Raw genomic sequence first — 16,746 nt, forward strand, 5'->3', positions numbered from 1 at the left:
AAGCCAACCCAGCTAAGTGGCAAAGAGCGCCACTCCGCTGGTCTGTCTTATGCCCGGCAGTGCTGGACAGCTGCTTCCGCTTTTCTCATTGTCCAGACTCCAGCGCCCAGGTCCTAGGGGCATAAGCCAACCCAACTGCGTGGCAAAGTACGCCACACTGCCGGTCTGTCTTATGCCCGTCGGACCTACACGGGCGCTTCTGCTTTTCTTTATCAAATCAATTTCAGGTGCTTGAAGGCTTTGGCGAGTCCGTTGTTGTCGACGTGATCCGTGACGTAGGTTGCACGTTTTTTTGTTTCTTCGTGTCCATTTTCCATTGCCACGCTGTATCCGGCAATATCCATCATCTGCAGATCGTTCAGACCGTCGCCGAATGCAATCGTATCTTCTATAGAGTGTCCCGTCGCTTTGATCAAGTGCTCGATTCCGCTAGCCTTTGTTCCGCCTTTGGGCGTGATATCACAGGATACGCGATGCCAGCGGACAAAGTCCACTTGCTCAAATGCTTCATGATATTGCTGTTGTTCTTCTTTTTCACAAAATAGCAGCGCTTGGTATATATCATTTTTCAGATAAAAATCCTTTTCCACTTCCGGATGCGGCATTTTTAGCGTTTTGATGCTTTCGTCGATATCCGGATGAAAGTCAATGGACGATACCATCTTATTTTCATTCATGAACACGATCGGATGATCACGCTGCTCCGCATATTCGAAAATCTCATTGAGCATATTCGAATTGATCGCCTGTTTATGGATGGCTTGCCCTTTGTGAGAGATATACTGACCATTGAATGTAATGTAAGTATCTATGTTCAGTTCCTCCAGTATCCGAGTGATCATAAAAGGGCCACGTCCCGTTGCAATCGCCAACTCGTGGCCATTTAAACGCGCCTGTTCCAATGCTTCTTTTGCAGAAGCCGGCAATTTTTTGTGTGAATCCAATAAAGTTCCATCAATATCCAGCAATAATAATTTAGACATGTTTTAGTCTCCATTCTTGTTAAATTGAGTAGCCGCGCCAAAGCCCGGTTTCTTTACAATTGTCAGAAAACAAAGTATACTCGCTATAAGGAGTGGTTGGCCATGCTGAAACGTTTGAAAAGAAAACTTCTCAGACAGCTCAATGGCATCATGAACAAAAAGAAAATCGCATAAACGTTTTAGCCCTTCTTTATAAATAAGGAGGGCTATTCTTTATTTTAGTCTAATGACATGATAATATAAAGGAAGTGCATTTATCTGAGCGTGGAAAAAGGAGAGCAAACAATGATTTTTAAAGTATACTACCAAGAAAACCGTTTTGAAGTACCAGTTCGAGAAAACACCCAAAGCCTTTATGTTGAAGCAGCATCCGAGCGAGAAGTCCGACACCACTTAAAAGACCGCAACTACAATATTGAACTTGTTCAATTACTTGAAGGCAATCATCTCGAGTATGAACAGGCTGCCCAAAATTACGAAGTCGAGAGCGTAGAATAATTATGAAGTTTGTCAAGAACGACCAAACAGCTGTTTTCGCCCTAGGCGGACTGGGTGAAATCGGCAAAAATACGTATGGTGTCCAATTCCAGGATGAAATTATCCTGATTGATGCAGGCATTAAATTCCCGGAAGACGATTTGCTCGGAATCGATTACGTTATTCCGGATTACACATACTTAGTAAAAAATGTCGACAAGATCAAAGGCCTCTTCATTACACATGGCCATGAAGACCATATCGGCGGCATTCCCTACTTGCTAAAAAAAATCAATATTCCAGTATACGGCGGCAAACTGGCTCTTGGCCTATTGCGCAAAAAATTGGAAGAGCATGGTTTATTGCGTCAAACGAAAATGACGGAAATCGGTGAAGATGATATCATCAAGTTTCGCAAGACAGCCGTCAGCTTTTTCAGCACAACCCACAGTATCCCTGATGCTTTCGGTGTCGTAGTGAAAACTCCGCCCGGGAATATCGTCCATACTGGTGACTTTAAATTCGATTTCACCCCAGTGGGTGAGCCTGCCAATCTATTGAAGATGGCGCAAATCGGCAGTGAAGGCGTACTTTGCCTGCTGTCAGACAGCACCAACGCAGAAGTTCCAGACTTCACGATGTCTGAACGAAAAGTCGGCGACTCCATCAAGGAAATCATGAGAAAAATTGATGGCCGTTTGATTTTCGCTACTTTCGCGTCGAATATCTACCGTCTCCAGCAGGTAACCGATGAAGCGGTCGCACAAGGCCGTAAAATCGCCGTCTTCGGACGCAGCATGGACAACGCGATGACGATCGGCCGCGAGCTTGGTTACATCAATGCTCCGGAAGATGCTTTTGTGGATACGCAAACTTTAAATCGTTTGCCGGCAAACGAAGTATTGATCCTCTGCACCGGTTCACAAGGTGAACCGATGGCCGCTCTTTCGAGAATCGCCAACGGAACACATCGCCAAATTCAAATTCAGCCGAACGATACGGTCGTCTTCTCGTCTTCTCCGATTCCGGGCAATACGAGCAGCGTCAATCGAACAATCAATTTATTGTTTCGCGCCGGAGCAGATGTAATTCACGGATCACTTAACAATATCCATACATCAGGCCACGGTTCAGAACCTGAAAACAAATTGATGCTTCGTTTGATCAAACCGAAATACTTCATGCCGATACACGGTGAATACCGGATGTTAAAAACGCATGCGGGCTTGGCTGTTGAATGTGACGTTCCACTTGAAAACACATTCATCATGGAAAATGGTGAAGTTCTTGCTTTAGGGCAGGATGAAGCTTCTGTAGCTGGACGCGTTCCATCCGGCGATGTTTACATCGACGGCAGCGGAATCGGCGACATCGGCAACATCGTTCTGCGTGACCGTCGCGTGCTTTCGGAAGAAGGCTTGGTCATCGTCGTCGTAAGCGTCGATATGCAAAAGAACAAAATGGTTTCCGGACCTGATATCATTTCACGCGGATTTGTCTATATGCGCGAGTCAGGCACCATGATCTATGAGGCTCAGCAAATGCTGAACCGTCATCTGAACAAAAAAATACACAGCAAAAACACGGAATGGGCAGAATTGAAAAACGACATTTCTGACGTTCTTGGGCCGTACCTTTACGAAAAAACAAAACGCCGCCCAATGATTTTGCCGGTGATTATGGAAGTTTAGTAGTAGAAAAGCGCAAGCAGCCGTTAAGCCTCGACAAGCGCTGGAAGCCTTACCGGTAATGGCGTTCTTTGCCATTGCTGGTATGGTTGAAGCGACTCGAGAGGCTGGCTGCTGGAGCTGGACATAGAAAAGCGCAAGCAGCCGTTAAGCCTCGACAAGCGCAAGCGCCCGATAGATCTTATTGGCACTCGCATTAAATCTAACAAAAAAGAAGCATTGGAGTAAAATCCAATGCTTCTTTTTTGTTTACTTATGATAAGGCTCTGCCAATCTTTTATTAGTTCATCATCTTCTTCTCAAAACGGTTGATGTCCGCATCAGATCCGATGATGATCAGGATATCTTCCTGTTCGATTTCCATATCGGCCTGCGGGGAAACGATGATGTCTTCTCCCCTTTTGATGGCTACGATGTTGATGCCATAACGGGCACGAATATCTAGGCCAATCAAGGTATAGCCAGCGAGCTTATGGTTTGCTTTGATTTCCATGATGGAATGTTCATCGGATAGCTCCAAGTAATCCAGTACATTATTGGAGAGGATGTTATGGGCAATCCGGATGCCCATATCACGTTCCGGATGGACCACTTTGTCTGCACCAATTTTGTTCAATACTTTAGCATGGTAATCGTTTTGCGCTTTTACCGTAATTTTCTTCACGCCGATTTCCTTCAGCATCAGAGTCGTTAGAATACTGGCTTGAATATTTTCACCGATTGCCACAATCACATGCTCGAAATTCCGGATGCCCAGCGATTTTAATACGGCTTCATCTGTCGTATCTGCAACAACGGCCTGAGTCGCAATCGCAGAGAATTCATCCACCCGTTCCGAATCTTTGTCGATCGCCATTACGTCCGCATCTTGTTCAATCAATTCACGTACAATGCTGCCGCCAAAACGGCCCAGTCCAATGACTACAAATTCCTTTTTCATATCCATCCTCCAACTAGTTCAAGTGGCTTTATTTTACCATATATGGCTCGAACTAAAAATCTTATCCATAAAGAACTGCTGCAAGAAAAAAACCCCGCTTATCGGCGGGGATCCAATGGGCGTTTCGGCCGGTTTTCACAATATTCACAGCTGATGTCTGTACAGGGTTCTTCCCGCCATTCATTGCAGCTGGCGCAATAACTTGCGTCAAATTCATCGTCAAAAGTAAGTGCCGACAAGCAGCTATGACAATACGTATGGACATCCATCCAGTTGATGAAGCGCTTGTCTGCCACAAGGTACAAACCTTGCTGGTCCTGTTTATAATTCATAATTGATGGTTTTTGAATGACCCGATTTTTGGGGTCAAGAAAGAAATTCATTTTGCCGTTCACATTGATCACTCCTAGAGTTTTGGTCGAGCTGGAAAGATTGGACTTGCTCAAGTCAGCAGCATACCTGCTTCCCTTCCTTTATGTACGCATAAAGGCCATGGTTTCCATTGTTATGGTTTCATTTTTTATAATCGTTCATTTTTAGGTTTTTATCAGTTAGATACCGGTTAGGAACAACATTATTAATTTCACACTTTCTCTATGATAGTAAATACTGCCGGTAAATTGCAATAGATAACAATCCCTTATTGAAAATAATTTTTAACTTGAAAAATATCAGTCGTCTCGTATAATGAATATATGCTATTAGTAAACTAAAAGTATATTTTAACTAAACTTTCTGCAAGTATTACTTAACGATGAAGCGAGGAGAATTCTGATGGACATCGGAACAAAAATCAAACGCCTCCGATTAATGAATGGTTTGACTCAGGAAGAGCTCGGAAAACGGACAGACCTGAGCAAAGGTTTTATTTCTCAGCTGGAGCGGAATATGAATTCCCCTTCTATTGAAACATTTTTCAGCTTACTCGAAGTTTTGGGAACTACCCCTAAAGAGTTTTTCGCTGATGAACACGATGTTAAAGTCGTATATTCCACCGCTGACCATACGGCACATATCGATGAAGAAGCGGGATATGAAGTGGAATGGCTCATCCCCACATCGAATGAGAAGGAAATGGAACCTGTCTTTTTGACCTTTCAGGCAAATGGCCACTTTAAAAAGTTTGAACCGTCTTCTGCTGAAACCTTCATCTACGTTCTGGAAGGACAGGTCCTGCTCAGAATCGGAGATCATCAATACACTGCCGCTGCCGGCGATTCCATTTACTTTGAAGCTTCCAATCACCATCAGCTGATCAACGATTTTGATGGAATATCCGAAGTGATCATCGTCGCCACACAATCTTATTTATAATTCAGGAGGGATCGTTATGACCGAAACATCTATTATACGCTTCGAAAATGTCACTCAGACATACGAAGGTGCCGGCAATGTCTTGGACAATGTCAGCTTTGAACTTGAAAAAGGAAAATTCTACACATTGCTTGGCCCGTCAGGCTGCGGTAAAACAACCATTCTACGTCTGATTGCCGGTTTTGCTACACCGAGCAAGGGCAATATTTATATTGAAGGTAAAAAAATGAACACCGTGCCGGCCAATCAACGCCAAGTCAACACCGTATTTCAGGATTATGCCTTGTTTCCTCATTTGAATGTATTTGAAAACATCGCGTTCGGCTTGCGCATCAAGAAAGTCAAAGGCTCTGAAGTTGAGCGCCGAGTGCGGGAATCTTTAGCTTTCGTCAATCTGCAAGGTTATGAAAAACGTGAGATTGCAGAAATGTCCGGTGGCCAACGCCAGCGCGTCGCCATTGCCCGGGCTATCGTCAATGATCCGGAAGTTATCTTGCTCGATGAGCCTTTATCTGCTTTGGACTTGAAACTGCGGACAGAGATGCAGTATGAACTGCGTGAACTTCAGCAGCGCCTTGGGAAAACTTTTGTTTTTGTTACGCATGACCAGGAAGAAGCACTGGCCATGTCTGATGAAATTTTTGTCATGAATGCTGGCCAAATCCAGCAAAGCGGCACGCCGATGGACATTTATGACGAACCGATCAATCGCTTTGTCGCTGATTTTATCGGAGAGTCGAATATCGTCAGCGGTGAGATGATTGCCGATTACCAGGTTCGTTTCGCGAACAAGGATTTTGAATGCGTGGATGCAGGGCTGAATCCTAATGAACAGGTAGAAATCGTCATCCGGCCTGAAGACCTGGAAATCACCGCAAACGGCGTCGGCAAAATGGCCGTTACCGTCGATACCCAATTGTTCAGAGGGGTCCATTTTGAAATCTCTACCATCGACGAAGTCGGCAATGAATGGCTGGTGCACTCCACAAAAAAAGTAGAGGTCGGTTCACAGATCGGTTTGGACTTCTCAGCAGAAGCAATTCATGTCATGCGTTTGAACGAGTCGGAAGAAGCGTTTGATGCAAGACTGGAGTCCTACGGAGCGGCAGTCAATGAAAGATAGCCCATCACGCCCGTTATACCTCGCCCCTTATTATATTTGGATCGCTTTGTTCGTCATCGCACCGATTGCGTTGATTTTCTATTTTTCATTTTTGGATTTGACCGGAGCTTTCACCCTGGAAAATTATCAGAACTTCTTTTCCTCCGTCTACTTACGGATGACTTTGAGTTCTTTCTGGTATGCCTTCCTGATTACATTGATCACCATTCTGATTGCCTATCCGACAGCCTACTGGCTGACCAAGACAAAGCATAAGCAGCTATGGTTATTGCTGATCATCATACCATCATGGATCAATTTACTGTTGAAAGCCTATGCCTTTATCGGGATCTTCGGGTTATACGGGCCGGCCAACAAGCTTCTTCAGGCGCTCGGTGCCGGTCCCTTGCAGATCTTGTTCACCGATTTCAGCTTTATCTTTGTTTCAGTTTATATTTTCATTCCGTTTATGGTGCTGCCGATTTTCAATTCGCTGGATAAAATCAATCCCGCGTTGATCGACGCATCACGCGATCTGGGTGCTTCGTCTTTCACCACCTTCAGACGCATCATTTTTCCTTTGGCCATCAACGGTGTTAAATCTGGCGTCCAAGCTGTTTTCATCCCTGCCCTGTCACTCTTTGTCATCACCCGTCTGATTGCCGGAAACAAGGTCATTACACTTGGTACAGCAATCGAGCAGCAGTTTTTAGTGACACAGAACTGGGGGATGGGTTCCACTATCGCCGTGTTCCTTATCCTATTCATGATCATCATCATGATGCTGACAGGCCAGAAAGAAAAAGGAGGCTTATATAATGGCAAAACTAAGTAAGCCCGCAAAAATCTATTTGATACTCGTCTTTGCCATTCTCTATACGCCAATTTTCTACCTGATCTTTTATTCATTCAACAGCGGCGGCACCATGTCGAGTTTCGAAGGGTTTACATTGGAACATTACGGCGCCGTTTTTAATGACACCCGGCTGCTGATTATTTTGATGAATACGGTGATCATTGCATTGCTGTCTTCTCTCATTTCAACAGCAATCGGCGTTCTTGGTGCAATTGGCATCGTCTTTTTGCGGAACCGTAAAACGCGCAATGCCGTTCTGTCCTTGAACACGATTCTGATTGTCAGTCCGGACGTCATCATCGGGGCATCATTCCTGATCTTGTTCACCATGATCGGCGTCAAGCTCGGCTTTGCATCTGTACTGATTTCCCACATTGCATTCAGTATTCCAATCGTGGTGATCATGGTCCTGCCGAAGCTGCAGGAAATGAGCGGTTCGCTGATCGATGCAGCAACCGACCTGGGGGCATCGAAACGGGATATTTTGACACGCGTTATCATTCCATATATCAAGCCCGGTATTTTCGCTGGATTCTTTCTTGCCCTCACCTATTCGCTGGATGATTTCGCCGTGACATTCTTTGTTACCGGCAATGGATTCTCGACTTTATCAATTGAAATCTACTCAATGGCACGGGCTGGAATCACCTTGACCATCAACGCCCTTTCCGCCTTAATATTCGTGGTAACACTTGGCCTGGTCCTTGGCTATTACTTCTTTACTCAACGGGCTGGACAATCCCCTGGAACAGGAGGCGCCAAAGTATGAAGGAAATCATCAGAGCCGCCAGTGCAATCCTTATTGTATCGGCTATTCTTTTATATGCCGTCAATGCCTTGGAAAGGAGTTCGGCGACAGTGGGCGGAGGCAGCATTTCCGTCTATAACTGGGGCGAATATATCGATCCCGAACTGATCGACCAATTCGAAGAAGAGACCAATATCTCCGTAGTCTATGAAACATTCGATTCCAATGAGTCGATGATGACCAAAATCGAGCAGGGCGGCACAACCTACGATGTGGCCATGCCATCAGAATACGCCATCGAAAAAATGAAGGAAAACGACTTGCTGCATCCGATTGACCACGAGCTTATCCCGAATCTTGAGAACATCGATCCGTATTTTCTCGATCTCCCTTTCGATCCGGGCAATGAATATTCGATTCCTTATTTCTGGGGTACGGTCGGCATTGCATTCAACCCGACCTTGCTGGAGGGCCAGACATTTGAAAGCTGGGACGACTTATGGAATCCGTCACTTGAGCAGGAAGTCATCCTGGTCGACAGTGCGCGTGAAGTCATTGGTATGGGGCTGAACAGCCTCGGTTATTCATTGAATTCGACTGACCTTGGTGAATTGCGTGAAGCCACCGATAAATTGAAAACGATGGGTCCCAACGTCAAAGCCATCATCGGCGACGAAATTGTCGAGATGATGCGCCGTGAGGAAGCCGCAGTGGCCGTAACCTGGTCTGGACAAGCGGCAGATATGATGTGGATCAATGAAGACATCGATTACTCAGTTCCGGAAGAAGGCTCGAATTTATGGTTTGATAACATGATCATTCCAAAAACAGCCGGCAACGTAGAAGGTGCCCATGCCTTCATCAACTTTATGTTGGACCCCGAAGTGGCTGCCCAAAACGCAGACTATGTCGGATATTCCACACCGAACGAAGAAGCGATTGCCCTGATGGATCCGGAAGTGACAGAAGATGAACGCTTTTATCCACCGAAAGAACTTCGGGAACGCCTGGAAGTTTATGAAAATCTGGGACTTGAAATGCTTGGAACTTATAATGAACTATTTTTGGAGTTTAAAATGGATATGGAAAACTGACAGGCAGAACTTTTGCCTGTTTTTTTTATGGAAATTGGGGTATAGTATGTAGATTCTATAGACTAAAGTTTAGCCTTACGAAATAATGACGAAAGAAGGTCCCTCTATGGCCGTACGTTCAAATAAATTTGCACTCTATGTACTGATGTTCAATATGTTCATCGCTATGAGCGGCATCGGTTTGATCATTCCGATAATGCCTGCCTATTTAGATACATTCGGGGTTGCAGGACAGGCGCTTGGCACATTGATCGCGACTTTTGCCTTGGCTCAATTCCTGTTCTCCCCATTATCCGGCCAACTTTCCGATAAATATGGCCGCAAGAAACTCATCATCTTCGGATTGATTGTCTTCGGACTATCCCAACTGGCCTTCGGATTGGCTACGCATTTATGGATGCTGTACCTTGCCCGCTTCTTCAGTGGACTCGGCGCAGCATTCCTGATTCCTCCGATGATGGCATTTGTTGCGGATATCACGACATATGATGAACGCGGAAAAGGCATGGGGCTTCTGGGTGCCTCTATGTCTCTCGGTTTCATGATCGGACCCGGCATCGGGGGATTTCTGGCGGAAGTCAGCATTCAGTTTCCGTTTTATATCGCTACTGCTGTTGCGCTGATTGCAGCCTTCATTTCCTTCGTGGTGCTGCCAAACGTAGCGCCTAAAATTCAGGCTGCCGATGCAAAATCCGAGAACCTGCTGCAACAACTGAAGCGTTCCACCTATACACCTTACTTTGTCATGTTGCTGGTCATGTTCATTTTCGCTTTCGGTTTAGCCAACTTCCAATCAACCATCGCCTTATATGCGGACAAGAAATTCGGCTTTACTCCGAAGGAAATCGCTATCTTGATCACTGTCGGCGGATTTGTTGGCGTAGTTGTCCAAACGTTCGTTATCGACAAGCTCTTCAAGCGCTTTGGCGAGATGAAGGTGATTCTGGTCAACCTGCTGGTGTCTGCAGGGGCCATGATTGGCATTCTGTTTGTCAGTTCTTTCTGGGCCATCCTCTTGGTGGCGGCAGTATTTTTCACTGCCGCTTCCCTGCTCCGCCCAGCCATCAATACCTTGATCTCGAAGTTGGCGGGTGATGAACAGGGATTTGCAGCTGGCATGAACAATGCCTATATGAGCTTGGGCAATATGATTGGACCAGCACTCGCGGGTATCCTGTTCGATATCAATATGAGTTATCCTTATATTTTAGGAACCGCTATCCTGATCACCTGCTTCTTCATCGCCAATACCTGGTCGATGAGGAAACAGCAGCTGTTGGCTACCAGCAGGAGCTGACAGCCAACTTCTTTACATCGCTCCTGCGCCTAGGACAGCCTTACTTTACAACATCCCTTTATAATAAAATGCAAAATAAAAGCGAAAAAGAGTCAGTTCCTCTTTTTCGCTTTTATCAATTGGTCGATTGCCGCTGGAGAAGATTCCTCTTCTGTTGCGGCTTTTCTTTTTAGCACAGGTTTTGGAAGTCCAAAACGCCGAAGCGTGATGTCCACGAAGAATAGAAACATCGCGGCAAACAGCAGATACAACTGAATCGGACGAATGGTGCCGCTGGTAAAGGGGATATCACGGAAAGCATCATCCATAGCAGTCAGTACCTGTCCACCTGTCCGTTCAGCGAGCGCCGTCATCAACGGCATGTTCGCTTCTGCAGTTTGGTATTCGTCGCCATACGGGATCGTCAGTCCCATTTTATAGGCTGCTCCGTTTTCATTGGTCACGCTGAAGAACACCAGACCTGGCTGCGCATCCATTTTCACATCCACTTTTCCAGGGGCAACCGGTTCTGTTTGCAGCGGAATTTCATTGCCTTGCTCGTCAACGGCCGCGACCGTCAAAATCGCTGAGCTTTGTGTAGGATCTTCGACCGTATAAACTCCTTGTTCTTTACGCACCACTGAATAAGGGATTTCCTCAAAGCTCGGCAATAGTTCCGCTACATTGCGGTTCCAAAAGTCAGGCCATCGTGGCCAATTTTGGAAGTCACCGCTCCAGGCACCGCTCCCTGATGTATAGGCGACCGTTTTGCCAAGGCCATAATTCCAGCTGGCGAGTACGGGGTCTCCCTCCTCGCTTTCCAGCGCAACTGATGTTGTGCGTTTTGCTGTCGTGGCAATATAGGCATTGAGCTGCGGAACGTCTTCTGTAAACAAATTGTGCCATTTGCTGTCATAGACAACGGGATAGAACGGTTCATCGACTATATAAGTCCGCGACATCATAATGGTTTCACGAGACAAGATGGCCGGAATCGTGGTGGCATCGGTCACATCGTAAAAACGGCCGCTGCCGGTACCTGCCAATTGCTCCAGCAGATTCCGGTCAGCATCCTGGCCAATCGACACCGTCGATAACGTGATATTATTTTCCTTGCCATTTTCAATCAATGCATCGTAATCATTGGATGTGGCAGACTGGCCGTCCGTCAACAGAATGATATGCTTACGCTGCAGCTCCAAGTCTTCAAGTTCCATGTAAGCCTGCTGCAGAGACCGATAGATTTCGGTGCCGCCTCCTGGAGTAATCCCCAGAATCTTATCGACAGCTTCCTGCGGATCCGCGATTTTGGCAGTCGCCAAAATTTCCCATGGCTGATCGTCAAAAGCGATGACACCCAAGGTATCGTCCGGACGCAGCAGTTCAACGGAACGTGCAGCCGCTTCTTTTGCCAGTTCCATCTTCATGCCCATCATGCTGCCCGAACGGTCCATGACGATCATCAAACCGAGTGAAGGCAATTCATGCTTGCCTTTGACTTCCATTTCGACAGGCAATAGCCGTTCAATCGGCGTCTTAAAATAACCGCCCAGACCGAAGCTTTGATCGCCGCCGACCATCATAAAGCCGACACCGAATTGCTGGACGGCCTGTTCGATGATGTTCATCTGCTGCTCTCCAACCGATGTACCGGAGACATTGTCAAAAATAATCGAATCGTAGCGAAGGATCGAAGACAGGCTGCTCGGCAATTGGGCCGCGGACAGCTCAGTAACCCGTAAGTTGCCGGTATCCAATAGAGCAGGTATCGGACTCGGTTCTCCCCCGTTGATCACCAGAACTTCCGGATTTCCGGAAACTTCTGTGATACTGACCAATGTATTGTTTTCGAGAAATGCATCTTCTGCCGATTCCAAACGCACTTCGTACTTCAAAAGGCCTTCCAAGTTGGCAGGATATGAATAAGTGAAGATATTCTGCCCTTCTGCCAATTCGATCTCTTTCGTATCCAAATCCAAATCATTGACTGAGAAAATCAGCCTTGCTTGTGCCTCTGTATCTGAATCGACCGTTACAGTAAAGGCTTGAGTTTCACCTAAAAATGCGCGTGATGGCGTTTCGAAACGGCTGATGGCCATGTCATTTTCCATCGTTTGCTCGATTGGCCAGACATCCACTTGCAGCCGGTCGGACTTGAGCCGGTTCAAACTTTCAATTGCTGAGGAGTGAGTTTCATTGCCATCGGTGAGAATCACCAGCCGTGTTGCAAGGTCGGTATCTCCACTGTTTGAAGCCAGTTCCAGTGCGCGGGCGATGTTGGTGTGGCCATTTTGGCCGATTGTCAGTTCCTGAGGCAGAGTTTCCGGATCTGCCGTCATCGGAAGCAGGCTTTGAAAATCTTCGGCAAAGGTATAGACAGCAACCGATTGATGATCTTTTTTAGCGTTTAAGGCATTTTCCACTGCAGTCGCCATCTCTGTTTCCATTCCTTCAAGAGAGGCAGAACGGTCCAGCAAGAAAATGACCTGTTCTTCTTTTACAGGAAGGAACAGTGAAGGCGCCGCTAGTGCGAAAATCAATAAAGCGACGACAGTGACTCGCAGGATATAGACGATTTTTGCAATTTTGGAGCTCACTGAAAAATTCCTGATACCGAACCAGCCAAAATAGATGACTGCAGGAATAAGCAATAACAGCCAGAGCGGTTCATCGAGTCGCAATTCCACGGCGGTACACCTCCCATTCCACAGCAACCAGCAGCAGGATCAACCCAATGATAATTGGGACAAACGAAAAACGGACGGTATCCTGAGCAGCTTCCGCTTGCCCCATTTTATAGCTAGTGCCCGCTGAAAGCACCTTCTCTTCCCCTGGCAACTGGACAACTACGAACATGGTCTCATCTTCACCAATCACTTCATAGATTCCTGGCTCTGAAGGTGCGATAAATGGACCGCTTCCTTCTATATACGAATGGCTGTAAGAGCCATCTTTGAAAATCTCCCATTCACCGCTCTCAGAAGCCAAAGACACGGATCGATGTTCATTCGGTTGGAAAAACCCGAGAAATTCCGCGTCACCCGATAGGCTGTCCATCGCACTCCATAGAAATAGGGGAAATGAAGGGAAAAGAGGCCAGTCAGTCAATTGAATATCCGTCAACACGGCGATGTCTCCTTTTGGAGATAGTTGAATAAAAGGATGGCCATCAATCGAAGCGATGGTCTCATACCCCTCAAAAGGCGGATACAGCTGCGAAACATAGATTTCCTCCAAAGAAGCATACGTGAAGAGCGGATGCTCCTGCATTTCAATTTGTCCCGATACGTCGAATGGCGTTTCATCATTGCGGCCAATTAATAAGACCGGTGCAGTTCCTTCCAGCAATTCACTTTGATTCGTGACGATCGGCAACTTCGAATCCGGCTGCAATTGTCCTGTTTCTGCCAAAAGAACATCCAATTCGAGCGAACGGAAGCCGCTGGCGACCAATTCATGCAGGGCCGAGTCAACCAATATGGAGTTGGCCGGGGGAGCTAAATAACTGGCCATCGTATTGTCGGCAGCGTAGTCATCCTGCACTTCTACAGTTGCTTGCCATAGCTTGTCATTCGGCAAATCTTCGAAAGGGACAAGCAGCTCTTCAGAAGGTGCCAGTTCCACTTCCACCATTTTCTCCGCACTTCCCGCTGACAAACGCACAGTGGCCGGCATCGTTTCTTCGCTGTTATTGACCAGTTGGACAATCCCCCGGACGCCGTCTGCTGTTTCTGACAGGCCGAACTGCCGAATCGACACATTGCGCAGCGTTTCAGTAAAACCATGGACCTGGTAGCTTTGGCCGGTTTTACTGGCCAACACAGCACGATCCAAGGCATCGGTGAAAATGTGGATGACCGTCGAGTCGCTGACCGCGAGAGTATCCGCAAACAAAATCGTCTGCTCCATTTCAGCCCTTTCATAGCTTACCGCTAATTCATCGATTGCTCTTTCGATCAACTCAAGGTCCTGCTCATTGCGGAGGAGCACTTCCGGACTGTTTCCGGTTGTGACGATCGTCACCGGTTTGCCCCCAGCTTGCGCTGCAAGATCCTTCATTTCCTGACGGTGCCCTTCAAAATGAGAAGGGGAACCGGCCAGCATCGTTGCTGAGGTATCTACTACAAAAATAAAATCATTGCCCGCAAGCGTTTCCGACTCGCTGAATGGGCCAAGCAAGCCCAATACGCAAAGCACTAGCGCCGCCAATTGCAGATAGAACAATAAATGATGCTGCAGTTTTTTCAAATACGGTGAAGCCTGCAGTTCTTTCATCCGTTCCTGCCAAAACAGCGTCGACGAGACCCGCTGATCTTTGTACTTTTTTCTGAAGAAATAATAGAGGATCACGGCCAGCGGCATAATTGCTGTCCAGATCATTCCCCAATTCGATGCTCCCATGCCGCTCCCCCTCATTTAATCCAATTTTTGCGCGCCATCTGATGAAACAGCACCTGTTCGATTCCATCTTCCACATGTACGGGCAAATAAGCGATTCCATAAGTTCGGCAAAGCGATTCCAACCCTTTTGTGTGAAGCTCACTTTGCTTTTGATAAGCAAGAAGCACCTCTTCCGTAACTGTGACGTTCAACACTTCCCGCGTTTCATCATCGATAAAACGAAGATCCCCTTTGTAAGACGGCGACCGCTCTTCTTCTGTACTGATGTGGATAAAGCGGATATCATGTGCATAGGCGGGTGCCTGCCGGAAGAATACATGCCAGTCCTCCAGCGGTTCCAAGCCATCCGAAACGATGAACAGCACCGTAGAATCTTTTGCAGCATGAAAGCTTGCTTGCTTTGCAAACGACAGGTTTTGCGGATCCGGCACCGAAGACATAAAATGTTCGAACAGCTTTCTGGCTGATTTCCCTTTTTTGCGAAAAGGGATGGTTTCTTTTTGTCCGCCTGAAACCGTTAAGCGGTCATCGCTTCCCAAGACCATCAACCCAAGCGAAAATGCCAGCTGTTTAGCGAACAGCCACTTGTTGTCCATCGATTTCGAGCTGTCGATCAGGATATGGATGCGCATTTCCTGTTCATCCAGAAAGCGTTTGATATAGACGCGCTCCGTTCTGGCGTAGACATTCCAGTCGATATGGCGAACATCATCTCCTGGATGATATTCACGGAAATCGGAAAAATCCAAGGAACTGCCAAAACGCATCGACCGGTGCGATCCTTTGTGATGGCCCCTGATTTTCGCTTTTGTTCCAATGGCGTAACGGCTGAGACGTGATCCCCAATCAGCGGGCAAGTGCAACAAGGTCATTTCAAAACGCCTTTTCCGGCTGTGCTGAGCACCAAGTCTATCAGTTCGTCCGCTTCCTTACCGATTGCTTCCGCTTCGTAATTCAATAGCAGGCGATGCCGCAATACCGGTTTGGCGACGTGCTTCAAATCGCCGATGGATACATGATAGCGCCCTTCCATCAACGCCCTTGCCTTAGCAAGGCGGATCAGACTCTGCAACCCGCGTGGTCCGCTGCCGTACTGTACAAACTGTCGGATGGCTTCATGTTCCGAATATGTTGGATGAGTATTTTGGATGATGTCGACAGCCACCAGTAGAATATCTTCTGCCATCAGGACTTCTTTGGCCATCTGCTGCGCATCGATCAGGCTAACTGTATTCATTTTTTTGTTGAGGTTGATGATGCCTGTCCCCGTCGTCCGGCGGCTGATTTCGGCAAGTTCACTGCGGCTTGGATAGGAAACCATGATTTTGCATAGAAAACGGTCCATCTGCGCTTCCGGCAAAGGATAGGTCCCTTCCATTTCTATCGGATTCTGTGTCGCTAAAACGAAAAAAGGCTTTGCCATCTCTTTTGTATCCCCAAGGATGGTCACTGTTTTTTCTCCCATCGCTTCAAGCAATGCACTTTGGGTTTTAGGCGTCGCTCGGTTGATTTCATCGGCAAGCACCATTTGATGGAAGATCGGCCCTTCCCGGAATGTAAATTGCTGGCGCCCTTCCGCATCACGTTCGATCAAGCTGGTTCCTGTAATATCCGATGGCATCAAGTCAGGCGTAAACTGGATTCTTGAAAACGACAAATCGAGCACATCCGAAATGGTGCGGATCAGCATCGTCTTACCGAGCCCGGGAAGCCCTTCAAGCAGCGCATGGCCATCCGCCAAAATAGCGTACAAGGAAAACTCGACCGCATTTTCCTGTCCTACGATAAAGCGTCCAATTTCCTCTTTGACTTCCTGAAGCAATTGGCTCATTTCTGTAAATTGATCGGTAGTATATGTCATAAAACC

General features: G+C 46.9%; 15 protein-coding genes. 8 read left to right on the plus strand and 7 right to left on the minus strand.

Annotated elements, in window-relative coordinates:
* Positions 1 to 212: 212 nt before the first annotated feature.
* Positions 213 to 983: a Cof-type HAD-IIB family hydrolase gene (locus K8U60_RS02170; protein WP_223633679.1), complete on the minus strand. Its 771-nt coding sequence runs from the start codon at positions 981 to 983 to the stop codon at positions 213 to 215.
* Positions 984 to 1,268: 285 nt separating this feature from the next.
* Between K8U60_RS02170 and K8U60_RS02175 the strand changes: the two genes are divergently transcribed.
* Positions 1,269 to 1,481, plus strand: coding sequence for a DNA-dependent RNA polymerase subunit epsilon (locus tag K8U60_RS02175; RefSeq protein WP_223633682.1), 213 nt, complete (start codon positions 1,269 to 1,271; stop codon positions 1,479 to 1,481).
* Between the two features lie 2 nt (positions 1,482 to 1,483).
* Positions 1,484 to 3,151, plus strand: coding sequence for a ribonuclease J1 (gene rnjA, locus K8U60_RS02180; RefSeq protein WP_223633685.1), 1,668 nt, complete (start codon positions 1,484 to 1,486; stop codon positions 3,149 to 3,151).
* A gap of 277 nt (positions 3,152 to 3,428) precedes the next feature.
* Here the strand turns inward: rnjA and K8U60_RS02185 are convergent, their stop codons facing one another.
* Both K8U60_RS02185 and K8U60_RS02190 read right to left on the minus strand, forming a co-directional pair.
* Entirely contained in the window at positions 3,429 to 4,088 is a 660-nt protein-coding gene (locus K8U60_RS02185) for a potassium channel family protein (protein WP_223633688.1), read from the minus strand.
* A gap of 98 nt (positions 4,089 to 4,186) precedes the next feature.
* The gene (locus tag K8U60_RS02190; RefSeq protein ID WP_223633691.1) at positions 4,187 to 4,483 is read right to left on the minus strand and encodes a hypothetical protein; all 297 of its coding nucleotides are present in this window, start codon (positions 4,481 to 4,483) and stop codon (positions 4,187 to 4,189) included.
* Between the two features lie 379 nt (positions 4,484 to 4,862).
* Between K8U60_RS02190 and K8U60_RS02195 the strand changes: the two genes are divergently transcribed.
* The 6 genes from K8U60_RS02195 (at position 4,863) to K8U60_RS02220 (ending at position 10,499) form a co-directional block, all read left to right on the plus strand.
* On the plus strand, positions 4,863 to 5,402 hold the full coding sequence (locus K8U60_RS02195) for a helix-turn-helix domain-containing protein (protein WP_223633695.1): 540 nt from the start codon (positions 4,863 to 4,865) through the stop codon (positions 5,400 to 5,402).
* Between the two features lie 16 nt (positions 5,403 to 5,418).
* Complete coding sequence (locus K8U60_RS02200) at positions 5,419 to 6,525, plus strand: ABC transporter ATP-binding protein (RefSeq protein ID WP_223633711.1); 1,107 nt, start codon at positions 5,419 to 5,421, stop codon at positions 6,523 to 6,525.
* Positions 6,515 to 7,339: an ABC transporter permease gene (locus tag K8U60_RS02205; RefSeq protein ID WP_223633714.1), complete on the plus strand. Its 825-nt coding sequence runs from the start codon at positions 6,515 to 6,517 to the stop codon at positions 7,337 to 7,339. Before K8U60_RS02200 ends, K8U60_RS02205 begins: the two co-directional genes overlap by 11 nt.
* Positions 7,323 to 8,129, plus strand: a complete 807-nt coding sequence (locus K8U60_RS02210) for an ABC transporter permease (RefSeq protein WP_223633717.1) — start codon at positions 7,323 to 7,325, stop codon at positions 8,127 to 8,129. Before K8U60_RS02205 ends, K8U60_RS02210 begins: the two co-directional genes overlap by 17 nt.
* On the plus strand, positions 8,126 to 9,202 hold the full coding sequence (locus K8U60_RS02215) for an ABC transporter substrate-binding protein (protein ID WP_223633720.1): 1,077 nt from the start codon (positions 8,126 to 8,128) through the stop codon (positions 9,200 to 9,202). Before K8U60_RS02210 ends, K8U60_RS02215 begins: the two co-directional genes overlap by 4 nt.
* Positions 9,203 to 9,308: 106 nt before the next feature.
* Positions 9,309 to 10,499 (plus strand): MFS transporter, encoded by a 1,191-nt coding sequence (locus tag K8U60_RS02220; RefSeq protein ID WP_223633723.1) that lies wholly within the window; start codon positions 9,309 to 9,311, stop codon positions 10,497 to 10,499.
* Positions 10,500 to 10,591: 92 nt separating this feature from the next.
* On the opposite strand, the gene K8U60_RS02225 is transcribed toward K8U60_RS02220, so the two are convergent.
* Genes K8U60_RS02225 through K8U60_RS02240 form a run of 4 tightly spaced genes read right to left on the minus strand, consistent with a single transcriptional unit; the run spans position 10,592 to position 16,740 of the window.
* The gene (locus K8U60_RS02225) at positions 10,592 to 13,165 is read right to left on the minus strand and encodes a VWA domain-containing protein (RefSeq protein WP_223633727.1); all 2,574 of its coding nucleotides are present in this window, start codon (positions 13,163 to 13,165) and stop codon (positions 10,592 to 10,594) included.
* Complete coding sequence (locus K8U60_RS02230; protein ID WP_223633730.1) at positions 13,146 to 14,879, minus strand: vWA domain-containing protein; 1,734 nt, start codon at positions 14,877 to 14,879, stop codon at positions 13,146 to 13,148. The genes K8U60_RS02225 and K8U60_RS02230 overlap by 20 nt, the downstream gene beginning before the upstream one ends.
* Before the next feature lie 11 nt (positions 14,880 to 14,890).
* On the minus strand, positions 14,891 to 15,751 hold the full coding sequence (locus tag K8U60_RS02235) for a DUF58 domain-containing protein (protein WP_223633733.1): 861 nt from the start codon (positions 15,749 to 15,751) through the stop codon (positions 14,891 to 14,893).
* On the minus strand, positions 15,748 to 16,740 hold the full coding sequence (locus K8U60_RS02240; RefSeq protein ID WP_223633736.1) for an AAA family ATPase: 993 nt from the start codon (positions 16,738 to 16,740) through the stop codon (positions 15,748 to 15,750). Before K8U60_RS02240 ends, K8U60_RS02235 begins: the two co-directional genes overlap by 4 nt.
* Between the last annotated feature and the right edge of the window lie 6 nt (positions 16,741 to 16,746).

Source organism: Planococcus circulans (genome assembly GCF_020023385.1).
Lineage (GTDB): Bacteria > Bacillota > Bacilli > Bacillales_A > Planococcaceae > Planococcus.

Bases quoted from the DNA above. Each gene is read 5' to 3' on its own strand.
- K8U60_RS02175 (WP_223633682.1), top strand. From the start codon at position 1,269: ATGATTTTTAAAGTATACTACCAAGAAAACCGTTTTGAAGTACCAGTT.
- K8U60_RS02240 (WP_223633736.1), bottom strand. From the start codon at position 16,740: ATGACATATACTACCGATCAATTTACAGAAATGAGCCAATTGCTTCAG.
- K8U60_RS02170 (WP_223633679.1), bottom strand. From the start codon at position 983: ATGTCTAAATTATTATTGCTGGATATTGATGGAACTTTATTGGATTCA.
- K8U60_RS02185 (WP_223633688.1), bottom strand. From the start codon at position 4,088: ATGAAAAAGGAATTTGTAGTCATTGGACTGGGCCGTTTTGGCGGCAGC.
- K8U60_RS02205 (WP_223633714.1), top strand. From the start codon at position 6,515: ATGAAAGATAGCCCATCACGCCCGTTATACCTCGCCCCTTATTATATT.
- K8U60_RS02200 (WP_223633711.1), top strand. From the start codon at position 5,419: ATGACCGAAACATCTATTATACGCTTCGAAAATGTCACTCAGACATAC.
- rnjA (WP_223633685.1), top strand. From the start codon at position 1,484: ATGAAGTTTGTCAAGAACGACCAAACAGCTGTTTTCGCCCTAGGCGGA.
- K8U60_RS02235 (WP_223633733.1), bottom strand. From the start codon at position 15,751: ATGACCTTGTTGCACTTGCCCGCTGATTGGGGATCACGTCTCAGCCGT.
- K8U60_RS02230 (WP_223633730.1), bottom strand. From the start codon at position 14,879: ATGGGAGCATCGAATTGGGGAATGATCTGGACAGCAATTATGCCGCTG.
- K8U60_RS02195 (WP_223633695.1), top strand. From the start codon at position 4,863: ATGGACATCGGAACAAAAATCAAACGCCTCCGATTAATGAATGGTTTG.
- K8U60_RS02220 (WP_223633723.1), top strand. From the start codon at position 9,309: ATGGCCGTACGTTCAAATAAATTTGCACTCTATGTACTGATGTTCAAT.
- K8U60_RS02215 (WP_223633720.1), top strand. From the start codon at position 8,126: ATGAAGGAAATCATCAGAGCCGCCAGTGCAATCCTTATTGTATCGGCT.
- K8U60_RS02210 (WP_223633717.1), top strand. From the start codon at position 7,323: ATGGCAAAACTAAGTAAGCCCGCAAAAATCTATTTGATACTCGTCTTT.